At 61.0% G+C, this 13,305-nt stretch carries 11 protein-coding genes; 6 read left to right on the top strand and 5 right to left on the bottom strand.

Annotation, left to right across the window (positions count from 1 at the left end; all coding sequences use genetic code 11):
- Positions 1-81: 81 nt before the first annotated feature.
- The 6 genes from PYR65_RS18940 to PYR65_RS18915 all read left to right on the top strand — a co-directional run bounded on the left by PYR65_RS18940 (position 82) and on the right by PYR65_RS18915 (position 6,132).
- Complete coding sequence (locus tag PYR65_RS18940) at positions 82-1,092, top strand: carbohydrate ABC transporter permease (protein WP_276119096.1); 1,011 nt, start codon at positions 82-84, stop codon at positions 1,090-1,092.
- Between the two features lies 1 nt (position 1,093).
- On the top strand, positions 1,094-2,239 hold the full coding sequence (locus tag PYR65_RS18935; protein WP_276119095.1) for a carbohydrate ABC transporter permease: 1,146 nt from the start codon (positions 1,094-1,096) through the stop codon (positions 2,237-2,239).
- 37 nt (positions 2,240-2,276) lie between these two features.
- Positions 2,277-3,935: a beta-galactosidase BglA gene (gene bglA, locus PYR65_RS18930; RefSeq protein ID WP_276121107.1), complete on the top strand. Its 1,659-nt coding sequence runs from the start codon at positions 2,277-2,279 to the stop codon at positions 3,933-3,935.
- Between the two features lie 62 nt (positions 3,936-3,997).
- Complete coding sequence (locus tag PYR65_RS18925; RefSeq protein WP_276119093.1) at positions 3,998-5,086, top strand: ABC transporter ATP-binding protein; 1,089 nt, start codon at positions 3,998-4,000, stop codon at positions 5,084-5,086.
- Positions 5,087-5,235: 149 nt separating this feature from the next.
- Entirely contained in the window at positions 5,236-5,643 is a 408-nt protein-coding gene (locus tag PYR65_RS18920) for a hypothetical protein (RefSeq protein WP_060635983.1), read from the top strand.
- A gap of 123 nt (positions 5,644-5,766) precedes the next feature.
- On the top strand, positions 5,767-6,132 hold the full coding sequence (locus PYR65_RS18915) for a GFA family protein (RefSeq protein ID WP_276119092.1): 366 nt from the start codon (positions 5,767-5,769) through the stop codon (positions 6,130-6,132).
- A 47-nt stretch (positions 6,133-6,179) separates the two neighbouring features.
- Here the strand turns inward: PYR65_RS18915 and edd are convergent, their stop codons facing one another.
- The 5 genes from edd to PYR65_RS18890 form a co-directional block, all read right to left on the bottom strand.
- Complete coding sequence (gene edd, locus PYR65_RS18910) at positions 6,180-8,000, bottom strand: phosphogluconate dehydratase (RefSeq protein ID WP_276119091.1); 1,821 nt, start codon at positions 7,998-8,000, stop codon at positions 6,180-6,182.
- 185 nt (positions 8,001-8,185) lie between these two features.
- Positions 8,186-8,884 carry a 6-phosphogluconolactonase gene (gene pgl / locus PYR65_RS18905; RefSeq protein ID WP_276119090.1) on the bottom strand — a complete coding sequence of 233 codons (699 nt, stop codon included), beginning with the start codon at positions 8,882-8,884 and terminating at the stop codon, positions 8,186-8,188.
- A gap of 11 nt (positions 8,885-8,895) precedes the next feature.
- Positions 8,896-10,371, bottom strand: a complete 1,476-nt coding sequence (gene zwf / locus PYR65_RS18900) for a glucose-6-phosphate dehydrogenase (RefSeq protein WP_060635979.1) — start codon at positions 10,369-10,371, stop codon at positions 8,896-8,898.
- 109 nt (positions 10,372-10,480) lie between these two features.
- On the bottom strand, positions 10,481-11,767 hold the full coding sequence (locus PYR65_RS18895) for an NAD(P)/FAD-dependent oxidoreductase (protein ID WP_060636237.1): 1,287 nt from the start codon (positions 11,765-11,767) through the stop codon (positions 10,481-10,483).
- Between the two features lie 16 nt (positions 11,768-11,783).
- Entirely contained in the window at positions 11,784-13,220 is a 1,437-nt protein-coding gene (locus PYR65_RS18890) for a glutamine synthetase family protein (RefSeq protein ID WP_060635978.1), read from the bottom strand.
- Positions 13,221-13,305 lie beyond the last annotated feature (85 nt).

Here is a 13,305-nt window from a genome sequence, read left to right as displayed (position 1 = left end):
ATCTTCCCTTTGCGGGAAGATGTCACGAACGCCGGAGCGGGAAATTTTCCTCCGGTGGTTATCTCGGGGAGGGGAAACGTCATGCAGCAGTTGATTTTCGCCATTGCCACGATGGCTGCGGGGGTTTTGGCCTGCGCCGCCTATTTCTTCGGCACGAACTGGATCCTTGACCGGCTCTTTCCATCGAAAGGGCTGACAGGCCCCGTTGCCTCGCGCAACCTGCGCATCACCAATGCCATCCGGCCCTGGCTCTTCCTTGGCCCGGCCCTGTTCTCGCTGACCATCTACCTGATCTACCCGGTGATCGCCTCGGTGTGGCTCAGCCTGCATGACAGGTCGGGTGAGAATTTCGTCGGGCTGAACAATTTCATCTGGATGTTCAATGACGGCGAGTTCCGCCAGTCGATCTACAACAATTTCCTCTGGCTGCTGGTGGTGCCCGCCGCCGCTACATTCTTCGGGCTGATCATCGCGGCGCTCACCGACCGGATATGGTGGGGCAATATCGCCAAGACGCTGATCTTCATGCCGATGGCGATCTCCTTCGTCGGCGCGTCCGTCATCTGGAAATTCATCTACGATTACCGCGCCGAGGGCACTGTGCAGATCGGTCTTTTGAATGCCGTGGTGGTCTATTTCGGTGGCACGCCGGAGGCTTGGGTGACGCTGCCCTTCTGGAACAATTTCTTCCTGATGGTGATCCTGATCTGGATCCAGACCGGCTTTGCCATGGTGATCCTGTCGGCCGCGCTGCGCGGCATTCCGGAAGAAACGATCGAGGCTGCCGTCATCGACGGTGCCAACGGGTTGCAGATCTTCTTCAAGATCATGATCCCGCAGATGTGGGGCACGATCGCCGTCGTCTGGACCACTATCACCATCCTGGTGCTCAAGGTCTTCGACATCGTTCTCGCCATGACCAACGGGCAGTGGCAAAGCCAGGTTCTCGCCAATCTGATGTTCGACTGGATGTTCCGCGGCGGCGGTGATTTCGGCCGGGGTGCCGCCATCGCCGTCATCATCATGCTTTTGGTGATCCCGATCATGATCTGGAACATCCGCAACGCAACCAAGGAAATGGAGGGCCACTGAGATGATCGCTTCTTCCCGCTCGCCCCTCATCTGGGTCGTCCATATTTCCGTCATCCTGCTCGTCGTTCTGTGGACGCTGCCGACCGCCGGCCTGTTGATCTCGTCGCTGCGCGACAAGGATCAGCTCGCCGTCTCCGGCTGGTGGACGGCATTGTCCACCTCCAGCCAGAACCTCGTCTTCCGCGCTCCGGGTGCCGATATGCAGGTGGAAAAAGACGGCAAATTCGTCATTGCCGGCACTGTTCTGGAAGGCCAGGGCGCACAGGTTTCGGCCTTCGGCTTCAACAGCAGGGCGCCGACCGCCTTCAAGCCCGGCGAGACCGCCGAACTGAATGACGGCGAAAAGTTGACGGTTCAGGCCGACGGTGCTTTCCAGATCGTCTCGGATACGGCGATGGAAGGGTCGCGCGGCCAGCGCATCTTCTATACCGCCGCCATACCGCCACGCTTCACCTTCGACAATTACCGCGAGGTGATGCGTGCAGCCGGTATCGGCGCATCCTTCATCAATTCGCTGACCGTCGCCATTCCGGCAACGATCATCCCGATCCTGGTTGCAGCCTTTGCCGCCTATGCCCTGGCCTGGATGAAGTTTCCCGGCCGGGCAATCCTGATCGCCGTCGTCGTCGGCCTGCTGGTCGTTCCCCTGCAGATGTCGCTGATCCCGCTGTTAAAACTCTACAACGGCGTCGGCGCGTTCCTTGGCGTTCCCGCCAAGACCTATGTCGGCATCTGGCTGGCGCATATGGGTTTCGGCCTGCCGCTGGCGATCTATCTTCTGCGCAACTATATGGCCGGCCTGCCGCGTGAAATCATGGAATCGGCCCGCGTCGATGGCGCCAGCGATTTCGACATCTTCATCAAGATCATCCTGCCTCTGTCCTTCCCGGCGCTCGCCTCCTTCTCGATCTTCCAGTTCCTGTGGACGTGGAACGATCTGCTCGTCGCCATGGTCTTCCTTGGAACCGGCAATAATGAGCTGGTTCTGACCGGCCGCCTGGTCAACCTCTTGGGCTCGCGCGGCGGCAATTGGGAAATCCTGACGGCCTCGGCCTTCATCACCATCATCGTTCCCCTGATCGTCTTTTTCACGCTGCAGCGCTACCTCGTGCGCGGCCTGCTGGCGGGATCGGTCAAGGGCGGCTGAGACTTTTCTATTGGACAAGGACCTCGACTGAATGAATATGAACATGACCGAGCAGAAGGGTTCCCTTTTGCAGGCCGACCGGGACTGGTGGCGTGGCGCGGTGATCTATCAGATCTACCCGCGCTCCTATCAGGACAGCAACGGCGACGGTATCGGCGACCTGAAGGGCATCACCGCCCGCCTGCCGCATGTCGCCTCGCTCGGCGTCGATGCCATCTGGATCTCGCCGTTCTTCACGTCGCCGATGAAGGATTTCGGCTATGACGTCTCGAACTATACCGGCGTCGATCCGATCTTCGGCCTGCTGGTGGATTTCGACGAGCTGATCGCGGAAGCCCACCGTCTCGGCATCCGCGTGATGATCGATCTGGTTCTGTCGCATACCTCGGATCAGCATCCATGGTTCGTCGAGAGCCGGTCCAGCCGCGTCAATCCGAAGGCGGAATGGTATGTCTGGTCAGACTCCAAGCCGGACGGTACGCCGCCCAACAACTGGATGTCGATCTTCGGCGGCTCGGCCTGGCAATGGGATCCGACGCGCCTGCAATATTACATGCACAACTTCCTGACCTCGCAGCCGGATCTCAATCTGCACAATCCGGAGGTCCAGGACGCGCTTCTGGCCGTCGAGCGGTTCTGGCTGGAACGCGGCGTCGATGGTTTCCGGCTGGATACGATCAACTTCTATTTTCACGATCTGGAATTGCGCGACAACCCGGCGCTGGCGCCCGAGCGCCGCAATGCCAACACGGCGCCGGCCGTCAACCCCTACAATTACCAGGAGCATGTCTACGACAAGAACCGCCCGGAAAACCTGGAATTCCTCAAGCGCTTCCGCGCCGTCATGGACGAATTCCCGGCGATCGCCGCCGTCGGCGAAGTCGGCGACAGCCAGATTGGCCTTGAGATTGCCGGCCAATATACGTCCGGCAACGACAAGATGCACATGTGCTACGCCTTCGAGTTCCTGGCGCCCGATCCGCTGACGCCGGCAGGTGTGGCGCAGGTGCTGCATGACTTTGTACAGGCCGCACCCGAGGGCTGGGCCTGCTGGGCGTTTTCAAATCATGACGTCGTGCGTCATGTCAGCCGCTGGGGCGAGGGCATCACTGATCATCCGGCGCATGCGAAATTCCTCGCGAGCCTGTTGATGACCTTGCGCGGCTCCGTCTGCATCTACCAGGGCGAGGAACTGGGCTTGTCAGAAGCCGACCTCGCCTATGAGGACCTGCAGGATCCCTATGGCATTCAGTTCTGGCCGGATTTCAAGGGCCGCGATGGTTGCCGCACGCCGATGGTCTGGGACAAGGACGCCGTCAATGGCGGGTTCTCGACATCCAAGCCTTGGCTGCCCGTGTCACCGGAACATGTCCGCAGCGCCGTCTCGGTGCAGCAGGCGGACCCCAATTCGGTCCTCAATCACTACAGGCGTTTTCTGGCATTCCGCAGCGAGCACCTGGCCTTTGCCAAGGGCGATATCGCGTTTCTGGCCTATGGGGCACCGTTGCTTGGGTTCGAGCGCAAACTCGGCAACGAGACGATCCTGTGCCTGTTCAACATGAGCGCCGACACAGTCGTGACCGCAAAGCCGGCTGCGAAGCTCGAGCTTCTCGACGGGCACGGCTTCGGATCGGCCTTGACCGGAGACACCATCGCGCTACCGGCCTGGAGCGGCTTTTTCGCCCGGGTGGAATAACCAGATCAAACCGGTTTCCTCAAAGAGCCGGCCAAAGACGAGAGAATGAAGGGGAGGATGACATGGCAGGTTTGCAACTGAAGAATATCCGCAAGTCCTATGGCGCGGTGGATGTCATCCATGGCATCGATCTGGATATCAGGCAGGGCGAGTTCGTCGTCTTCGTCGGCCCGTCCGGCTGCGGAAAGTCGACGCTGCTGCGGATGATCGCCGGCCTTGAGGAAATCTCCGGCGGCGAGATGTATATTGCCGAACGGCTGGTCAACGAGGTGCCGCCCTCGCAGCGTGGCATTGCCATGGTGTTCCAATCCTACGCGCTGTATCCGCACATGACGGTTTACGACAACATGGCTTTCGGCATGCGCATCGCCAAGGAGACAAAGGAAGAGATCGACCGACGCGTCCGCTCCGCCGCCGATATCCTGCAGCTAACCCAGTATCTCGACCGCCTGCCCAAGGCGTTGTCCGGCGGCCAGCGCCAGCGCGTCGCCATCGGCCGCGCCATCTGCCGCGATCCAAAAGTCTTCCTGTTCGACGAGCCGCTGTCGAACCTCGATGCCGCGCTGCGCGTCGCCACCCGCATCGAGATCGCAAAGCTCAACGAATCCATGCCGGATACGACGATGATCTATGTCACCCACGACCAGGTGGAGGCGATGACGCTCGCCGACCGTATCGTCGTGCTGTCGGCCGGCCGCATCGAACAGGTCGGCCCGCCGCTGGAACTCTACGAGCGCCCGGCCAACCTCTTCGTCGCCCGCTTCATCGGCTCGCCGGCAATGAACATCATCCCGGCCAAGATCGTCGGCACCGGTGCCGAAACCACGGTCGAATTGCCCGGCGGCAAGACGGATGTTCTCGATATTCCGACCGCAGCCTCCGAAAACGGCAAGGCGGCAAGTTTTGGCGTGCGGCCGGAAGACCTGCGCGTCTCGACCGGAGACAATTTCCTGTTCGAAGGCACGGTCGCCATCATCGAAGCCTTGGGTGAAGTCACGCTGCTCTATATCGAAGGCCTCGTTGCCAACGAACCGATCATCGCCAAAGTGCCTGGCATTCTCGACATCAGGCGCGGCGAAAAGGTGCGCTTCACCGCGGATAAGGCAAAGCTGCATCTCTTCGATGCGGAGGGAAAAAGCTACCGCACGTAGAACCTGGTCATCCCTGAAAGACCCGCTGGGGCTGTGTTTCCCGGCGGGTTTTTTTATGCGAGATGTGATCAAATTGGTTGCCGGGTCACGCTCTGTTAAATTTCAGCGGCTAAAGTTTCAAAAAAAACAGAGGCGCATGGAGCAGACAGATGCGGGGACAGGCATCCGATAAACCGACATATCTCAGCAAGGAAGAATCCTTCATGTACGACCGGGAAGCCAATTTCCCGATGGAGGATACCCGCAACGATGCCCGGATCGAATATACCGAAAACGGTATGCTCAACCTCACCTCCCGCCGCTGCGAACTGTTGAAAATATCCAAAAGCAGCGCGGTTCTCGGCATCGCCACGCAGTTCAAGCTGCCTCAGAATTTCTATCTCGATGTCCCCAGCGCCCGCATCGGCATGGTCGGCTGCGTCGTCAAGCGCGTGCATGCCAACAATATCATCGAGGCTCGTTTCCTGCGCCTGATGTCGGAGCGCGACCTCAATCGCATCTTCGTCTATTCCACACACCCCAATCATCGCAACCGGGTGCTGGATATCTATAGCTGACCCCTGTCCCACCAGCGCGCTTTGTCCGGCAGCAATGCGGTCGGTCCCACCTTTCCCACGCTTGACTTCGCCGTCAGGAGGCAGATTGTTGGGCACTGGGTAAGTGAACCGAGACGATAACCGATGAAACGACCCTATCGCCTGTCCTGTCATTGCGGCGATATCTGCTTCGAAATCGATGAAGAGATTTCCGAGGTTGTCGAATGCAACTGTTCGACCTGCCGCCGTTCGGGCTTTCTGCACTGGAAAGTTCCGGCCAGCACCATCACGCTGGTCAGCGAAAAGCGCCGCATCTCCACCTATGTCTGGCGCAGCATCACCGAAGGACATCACTTTTGCGCGACATGCGGTGTGGCCCTGATGCGCAGCGGTTATCCCGGTGAAAAAGTCTCGGTGAATGCCCGCTGCATCGAAGGCATCGACATTTTCGAGCTCACCATCGAGCGTTATGACGGCAGGACCGACATGCATCCCGGGCCGCTGCCATAAGCAGCGGTGTGTGAAAGCTCGCGGCGCTTGGCCGGGAGCTTCCGCTTTCAGTGAAAGAACACGCTCGCCCCATGATCGGCCGAGCCCGTTGCCGCGCGGAACGGGGCAAACAGCTCGCGGCCCATGCCGAATTCGTTGCCGGACAGATCGGCCTCGGCCGGAGCCCGGTTGGCAAGTTCGGCAGCATCGACCAGCACCTGGATCGTGCCATGGATGGCATCCAGCCGGATGATGTCGCCTTCCCGGATTTTGGAGATCGGTCCGCCATCCTTGGCTTCCGGCGTCATGTGGATCGCCGAAGGCACCTTGCCGGAGGCGCCGGACATGCGGCCGTCGGTTACGAGCGCCACCGTCTGGCCACGGTCCTGCAGGATGCCGAGCACGGTGGTGAGCTTGTGCAGTTCCGGCATGCCGTTGGCCTTCGGGCCTTGGAAACGCACGACCGCGACGAAATCGCCCTCGAGCTTGCCATCCTTGAACGCCGTCTGCAGTTCGGACTGATCGTGGAAGATCTTGGCCGGTGCCTCGATGACGTGGCGCTCCGGCTTGACCGCCGAAATCTTGATGACGGCCTTGCCGAGATTGCCGGTCAGCATCTTCAGCCCGCCGGAATGCTGGAAGGGCTGTTCGACGGTCGAAAGCACCTTGGGATCATGGCTGACATCCGGTGCCGGTTCGCGCGCGACCGTGCCGTTTTCGCCGAGCTTGACGTCGATCGCATAGGCATCGAGCCCCTGGCCGAAAACGGTGCGCACGTCGTCATGCAGCAGGCCGTGCTTCAAAAGCTGGCTGATGAGGTAACCCATGCCGCCGGCGGCATGGAAGTGGTTCACGTCAGCAAGCCCGTTCGGGTAGACGCGGGCGAGCAGCGGGATGATGTCGGAAAGCTCGGAAATATCCTGCCATGTCAGCGCGATGCCGGCCGAGCGGGCCATGGCGACGAGATGCATCGTGTGGTTGGTCGAGCCGCCGGTCGCATGCAGGCCGACCACGCCGTTGACGATCGAGCGTTCGTCGATCATCTCGCCGGCAGGGGTGAATTCGTTGCCGAGCGCGGTGATCGCCAGTGCCCGCCGGGTAGCCTCGCGGGTCAGCGCATCGCGCAGCGGCGTGCCCGGATTGATGAAGGAGGCGCCGGGCAGATGGAAGCCCATGATCTCCATCAGCATCTGGTTGGAATTGGCCGTGCCGTAGAAGGTACAGGTTCCGGGGCCGTGATAGGATTTCGATTCCGCCTCCAGCAATTCGTCGCGGCCGACCTTGCCCTCGGCAAACAGCTGGCGGACCCGCGACTTCTCGTCGTTCGGCAGGCCCGTGGTCATCGGCCCGGCGGGAATGAACACTGCCGGCAAATGGCCGAAGGTCATGGCGGCGATCATCAGGCCGGGAACGATCTTGTCGCAGACGCCGAGATAGACGGTGGAATCGAACATGTTGTGCGACAGGCCGACGCCTGCAGCCATGGCGATCAGGTCGCGCGAAAACAGCGAAAGCTCCATGCCCGGCTGTCCCTGGGTGACGCCGTCGCACATGGCGGGAACGCCGCCCGCCACCTGCGCCACGCCGCCGGCGTCATGGGCGGCCTGGCGGATTAGCGCCGGATAGGTCTCGAAGGGCTGATGCGCCGAGAGCATGTCGTTATAGGAGGTGATGATCCCGAGATTGGGCACTTCGTCGCCGGAAAGCGCCACTTTCTCGGAGGGGGAACAGACGGCGAAGCCATGGGCAAGATTGCCGCAGCCAAGGACCGAACGGGTGACGCGTTTGGATGCCGCCGCGCGAACGCGGGCGAGGTAAGGCTCGCGGTAAGGTTTCGAGCGTTCGACGATGCGGGCGGTGATCGCGGCAATACGGCTGTCGGCGGACATGGCAATCCTGTTCCGGAGTGTTCGGCACTCCTGTGGTCTGCATGGTTGCGGTTATCCGGGTCTTGGGTCCCCGGACATCGGGCTTTCAGCATGCCGCGCAAACGTATGCAGCGGTTGGCGATGACGGCATGCGTAAATCTAAGACCTGAAGCGCGGGAAGCGATCTCGAGAGATCACGGCCCGCTTCAGGGTGCCCAGTAGATCTGGAGCGGCGAGGCCGCCCGGCGCAACATGGCGCGGATCGGCATCTCCGCCTCGTCACCGGGCGCTTCGGCCTTCGCAAGAACGTCCTTCTTGGCCGCTCCCTCGATATGGAGCACCAGAAGTCGGGCATCCTGAAGGCTGGAGAAAGTGAATGTCAGGCGCGGCTCGCCCGCACCTTCGGCTTCCATCGTCATCACGCCGCGCGGCGTGGCCGGGTCGAGCGCTTCTGCAAGGCGCGAGCCGCCCGGAAAGAACGAGGCCGTATGCCCGTCGCCGCCCATGCCGAGGATCACCACGTCGAAGGGACAGCCGATGGCGGCGGTCTGCTTGCTGGCTGCGGCAGCGGCCTCTTCGGCGGTCGCCGTTGGATAATAGAGCGGCTCGAAGATCGCGTGAGCCGCAGCGTTGATCAGGAGGTTGTCCTTGACGAGCTTTTCGTTCGAGCGGTCGGTATCGGGTGCGACAAAGCGTTCGTCGACCAGGGCCACGGTGACCTTGGTCCAGTCGATCGCCTTGCCGGACAGCGCCTTGAAGAAAGCCTTCGGCGTCGAGCCGCCGGACACGGCGATGCAGGCTTGCCCGCGGGCCGCAACGGCTGCCGACAGCGCAGTGGCGACCGCTTGCGCAAGGCCTTCCGCCAGGGCCGCACCATCGTTGAATACATGCATCGCAGCCGTCATGGCGCCCGTCCTCAGATCACTTCATGCCAGGTGCGGCCGTCCCGCTCGATGAGCGCGATGGCCTGGCTCGGTCCCCAGGTGCCGGCCGTATAGGCCTGGACCTGCTGGTTGACGGCTTCCCAGGCTTTCAGGATCGGATCGACCCAGCGCCATGCGGCCTCGACTTCGTCGCGGCGCATGAACAGGGTCTGGTTGTTGCGCACCACGTCGAGCAGCAGGCGCTCGTAGGCATCGGCGCTGCGGGCGTTGAAGGCTTCGGCAAAGGTCATGTCGAGCGAGACGTTGCGCAGGCGCATGCCGCCCGGGCCCGGGTCCTTGATCATCAGCGACTGCTTGACGCCTTCGTCCGGCTGCAGGCGGATGATCAGCTGGTTGGCCTCGATGCGGCCCGCAGCCTCGTCGAAGATCGAATGCGGGATCGGCTTGAAGGTGATGACGATTTCCGACATACGGCCGGCCATGCGTTTGCCGGTGCGGATGTAGAAGGGAACGCCGGCCCAGCGCCAGTTGTTGATTTCGGCCTTGATGGCAACGAAGGTCTCGGTGTTGGACACGCCGCCTTCGAGTTCTTCGAGATAACCCTTGACCGCACCCCCGGCCGAAGCGCCGGCCTTGTACTGGCCGCGCACGGTCATCTTCTCGACATTGCCGGGATTGATCGGTTTTAGCGCACGCAGCACCTTCAGCTTCTCGTCGCGCACCGCTTCCGCGTTCATCGACGGCGGCACTTCCATGGCGACCAGGCAGAGCAGCTGGAGGATATGGTTCTGCACCATGTCGCGTAGCGCACCGGCCTTGTCATAGTAACCGGCACGGCTTTCCAGCCCGACCGATTCGGCAACGGTGATCTGGATATGATCGATATAGGACGAGTTCCACAGCGGTTCGTACAGCGTGTTGGCAAAGCGCAGCGCCATCAGGTTCTGCACGGTTTCCTTGCCGAGATAATGGTCGATGCGGAAGATCTGCTCTTCCTTGAACACTTTGCCGATCGTGTCGTTGAGCTCGAGCGCCGAGGCAAGGTCACGGCCGATCGGCTTTTCGACGACGATGCGCGTCATCTTGGTGATCAGCTTGTGGTCGCGGATTTTTTCGGAGATATCGCCGAAGATGGCGGGTGCGACGGCAAGGTAAAAGGCCCGCACGCGGTCCTTGCCCTCGTCCAGAAGCGCCTTCAGCTGATCCCAGCCATTGTCCGACTTGGCATCGACAGGCACGTAGAACAGACGGTCGGTGAAGATCTTCACCTGCGCTTCATCGTACTCGCTCGGCTTCAGATGTTCCTTGAGGGCGTCGGTCGCAAATTTGCGGTATTCGTCATGGCTGAGCACGCTGCGCGACGCACCGATAATGCGGGTCGGATCGGTGAGTTGGCCATCCAGCTGGCGATGATAAAGGGCAGGAAGCAATTTGCGTTCGGCAAGGTCGCCGGTGCCTCCGAAAACCACATAGTCAAAGGGTTCCACAGGAATGATCTGGCTGCTCATGAGAAATCTCGATCTCGTTCTGGTCTGAGGAGTGTATAATCTAATCGATTTAAAAGCGCTAGGGTGCGGCGCAACAAAATGCGTTTCCTGCGCTTTTCAGGTGCGGCTTTTAAAACTTGTCGCGCAAGGCATACCAGCTGAGTGCGACGAACAAAAGCACGGAGCGGAACCGCGTGCCGCCTGGAAAAGCCGGAACATTCAGCTCCCGCAACAGGTCGAGGTCCGAGCGGTTGCCGGTCACCATATCGGAATAGAGCTTGCCGCAATAGTTCGACAGCATGACGCCATGGCCGGAATAGCCGCCAATCGATGTAACGCCGGGCATGACCTCGCGCACGAAGGGCTGGCGCGGCAGCGTGATGCCAACCGAGCCGCCCCAGGAATGGGTCATCTCGACATTCGCCAGCGACGGGTAGATCTCCGTGATCTGCCGGCGGATATGTTCGGAAATTTCCCGCGGATTGTCCGCCGTATAGGCCTCGCGGCCACCAAACAGCAGCCGCCCATCCTTGGATTTGCGGAAATAGCGCACGACGAAGCGTGAATCCGCCACCGCTTCGCCGCCGGGCAGCACATCGGGAAAATCGCTGAGAACCTTGGTGGCGCCGATGAACGAACGGATCGGCATGACATGCCGTGCCGTGACCGGTTCGAGATTGCCGATATAGCCGTTGCAGGCAATCAGGGCGCGATCGGCGCGGATGGTGCCCTTGTCCGTCTCGATCGTCACCCGGCCGCCGGCCTGGTTGATCTTCAGCGCCTTGGTCTGCTCGTGCAGCGATGCGCCGGCCAGGGCCGCCTGTCTGGCGAGGCCAACCAGAAGCTTCATCGGCTGGATATGGCCGGTGCCGGTATCGCGGATGCCGAAAAGATATCGCTGCGAGCCCAGCCGCGCCACCGTCTCGTCGCGGTCCATGAAGCTCTGGTGCGCATAGCCATAGCGCGATGCGGCGATCTCGACGCTGTCGCGATAATCTTTCTCGAGCCGTGGCCTGTGGCAGACATTCAGCTGCCCCTCGACATATTCGATATCGATGCCATGTGTGGATGCGAAGTCGAGCAGATGTTTCTTGGCATCCTCTGCCAGATCGAACAATGCCTTGGACCGCTCGTAGCCGAGCGTTCCCTCCATCTCCTCGGGAGACCAGCGCTGGCCGGTGCCGAGCTGGCCGCCATTGCGGCCAGACGCACCGTCGCCGAAGCGGCAGGCATCGATCAGCGTGACGCGCACGCCCTTGCGCGCCAGATTGTAGGCGGCCTGCAGCCCGGTGAAGCCCCCGCCGACGATCGCGACATCGGTCTCCACCGAACCCGAAAGGGCCGGATATTCCGGCCGCTCCGCGACACTGGACTCATACCAGGAAATCCCCGGCGAGATCGGGCTTTGCCAAGGCATGGCTGCGCCTTTCGTATCAGACATTGAGAAGCAGGTATTCGCGCTCCCAGGGGCTGATCACCTGCATGAAGGTTTCGAACTCGCCCCGCTTCACGCCGCCATAGATGGCGATGAATTCCGGGCTGAAGATCTCGGCAAAAGCCGGTTCCGCTTCCAAGAGCGACACCGCTTCCAGCAGCCCCCTCGGCAGGTCGATCGTCCCGCTATCGGCCGACGCTTCCGCCGGTGCCGATGGTTCCAGTCCCTGGATGATGCCGAGATAACCGCAGCCGAGCGAGGCTGCGAGCGCCAGATAGGGATTGGCGTCCGAGCTTGGCAGGCGGTTTTCCACACGCCGTGCGGCAGGTTCGGAAACCGGAATGCGAAACGCGGTCGTGCGGTTGTCGTAGCCCCAGGCATTGTTGACCGGCGCCGACATGTCCGGCGTCAGCCGCCGGTACGAGTTGACGTAAGGGGCCATCATCGACAGCGCCTTGGGCACGAATGTCTGCATGCCGCCGATAAAGGAGAAGAACTCCTTGGAGGGCGAGCCGTCGGCATTGGAAAACAGGTTGCGGCCGGTATTCACTTCGACAACCGACTGATGGATATGCATGGCAGAGCCTGCCTGCGCCTGCATTGGCTTGGCCATGAAGGTTGCGTAGATGCCGTGCTTCAGGGCCGCTTCGCGAATGGTCCGCTTGAACATGAAGACCTGGTCGGCAAGCTCGATCGGATCGCCATGGCGAAGGTTGATTTCCAGCTGTGCCGGGCCTTCCTCGTGGATCAGCGTGTCGATCTCCAGACCCTGCTTTTCCGAGAAATGGTAGATATCGTCGATCAGTTCGTCGAATTCGTTGACGCCGGCGATCGAATAGCCCTGTCCGCCCTGGATCGCCCGTCCGGAACGGCCTTTCGGCGGATGCAGCGGATAATCCGGGTCTTCGTTCTTGGCGACCAGATAGAATTCGATTTCAGGCGCGACGACCGGCTTCCAGCCCCGTTGGGCATAGAGGTCGAGAACGTGCTTCAGGACGTTGCGCGGCGTGTAGGGAACTTTTTCGCCCTGCGAGCCCGCAATGTCGCAGATCACCTGCGCCGTCGGGTCGCTTTCCCAGGGAACCACCGAAAGGGTCGAAAGATCAGGCACCAGCTTGATATCGCTGTCGCGGCTGTCATAGCGGAAATTGCCCGTCTCTTCGGGATATTCGCCGGAAATCGTGTGGCGGTAGATCGCCGAGGGCAGTGCAAGCGAGGTATTGGAGGTGAATTTCGAGGACGGCATCATCTTGCCGCGCGGAACGCCGGCAATATCAGGCGTGATGCATTCGATATCCTCGATGCCACGGATTTTCAGCCAGTCGGCGGCTTCCTTCCAGGTCTTCACTCCGCGGGGGGCTTGCAGTGCGGCGGGTATTTTCGAGCTCTTGACAGTCCTTGCAGTTGGTTGGGCAGCATTTCTTCTGACGGGCATAAATCACCGGTTTTGGGTTCGGATGGGGCATCATAGCCACAGTTTGGCAATTGGCTAGGGTGAAAACCGGGACTTTTGCCGCCGT

This window comes from Pararhizobium qamdonense, from assembly GCF_029277445.1.
Taxonomy (GTDB): domain Bacteria; phylum Pseudomonadota; class Alphaproteobacteria; order Rhizobiales; family Rhizobiaceae; genus Pararhizobium; species Pararhizobium qamdonense.
This window is presented reverse-complemented; position numbering and strand designations above follow the sequence as displayed.

Excerpts from the sequence above, each read along its gene's own strand:
- PYR65_RS18940 (WP_276119096.1), top strand. The coding sequence starts at position 82 with ATGCAGCAGTTGATTTTCGCCATTGCCACGATGGCTGCGGGGGTTTTG.
- PYR65_RS18935 (WP_276119095.1), top strand. The coding sequence starts at position 1,094 with ATGATCGCTTCTTCCCGCTCGCCCCTCATCTGGGTCGTCCATATTTCC.
- bglA (WP_276121107.1), top strand. The coding sequence starts at position 2,277 with ATGAACATGACCGAGCAGAAGGGTTCCCTTTTGCAGGCCGACCGGGAC.
- PYR65_RS18925 (WP_276119093.1), top strand. The coding sequence starts at position 3,998 with ATGGCAGGTTTGCAACTGAAGAATATCCGCAAGTCCTATGGCGCGGTG.
- PYR65_RS18920 (WP_060635983.1), top strand. The coding sequence starts at position 5,236 with ATGCGGGGACAGGCATCCGATAAACCGACATATCTCAGCAAGGAAGAA.
- PYR65_RS18915 (WP_276119092.1), top strand. The coding sequence starts at position 5,767 with ATGAAACGACCCTATCGCCTGTCCTGTCATTGCGGCGATATCTGCTTC.
- edd (WP_276119091.1), bottom strand. The coding sequence starts at position 8,000 with ATGTCCGCCGACAGCCGTATTGCCGCGATCACCGCCCGCATCGTCGAA.
- pgl (WP_276119090.1), bottom strand. The coding sequence starts at position 8,884 with ATGACGGCTGCGATGCATGTATTCAACGATGGTGCGGCCCTGGCGGAA.
- zwf (WP_060635979.1), bottom strand. The coding sequence starts at position 10,371 with ATGAGCAGCCAGATCATTCCTGTGGAACCCTTTGACTATGTGGTTTTC.
- PYR65_RS18895 (WP_060636237.1), bottom strand. The coding sequence starts at position 11,767 with ATGCCTTGGCAAAGCCCGATCTCGCCGGGGATTTCCTGGTATGAGTCC.
- PYR65_RS18890 (WP_060635978.1), bottom strand. The coding sequence starts at position 13,220 with ATGCCCGTCAGAAGAAATGCTGCCCAACCAACTGCAAGGACTGTCAAG.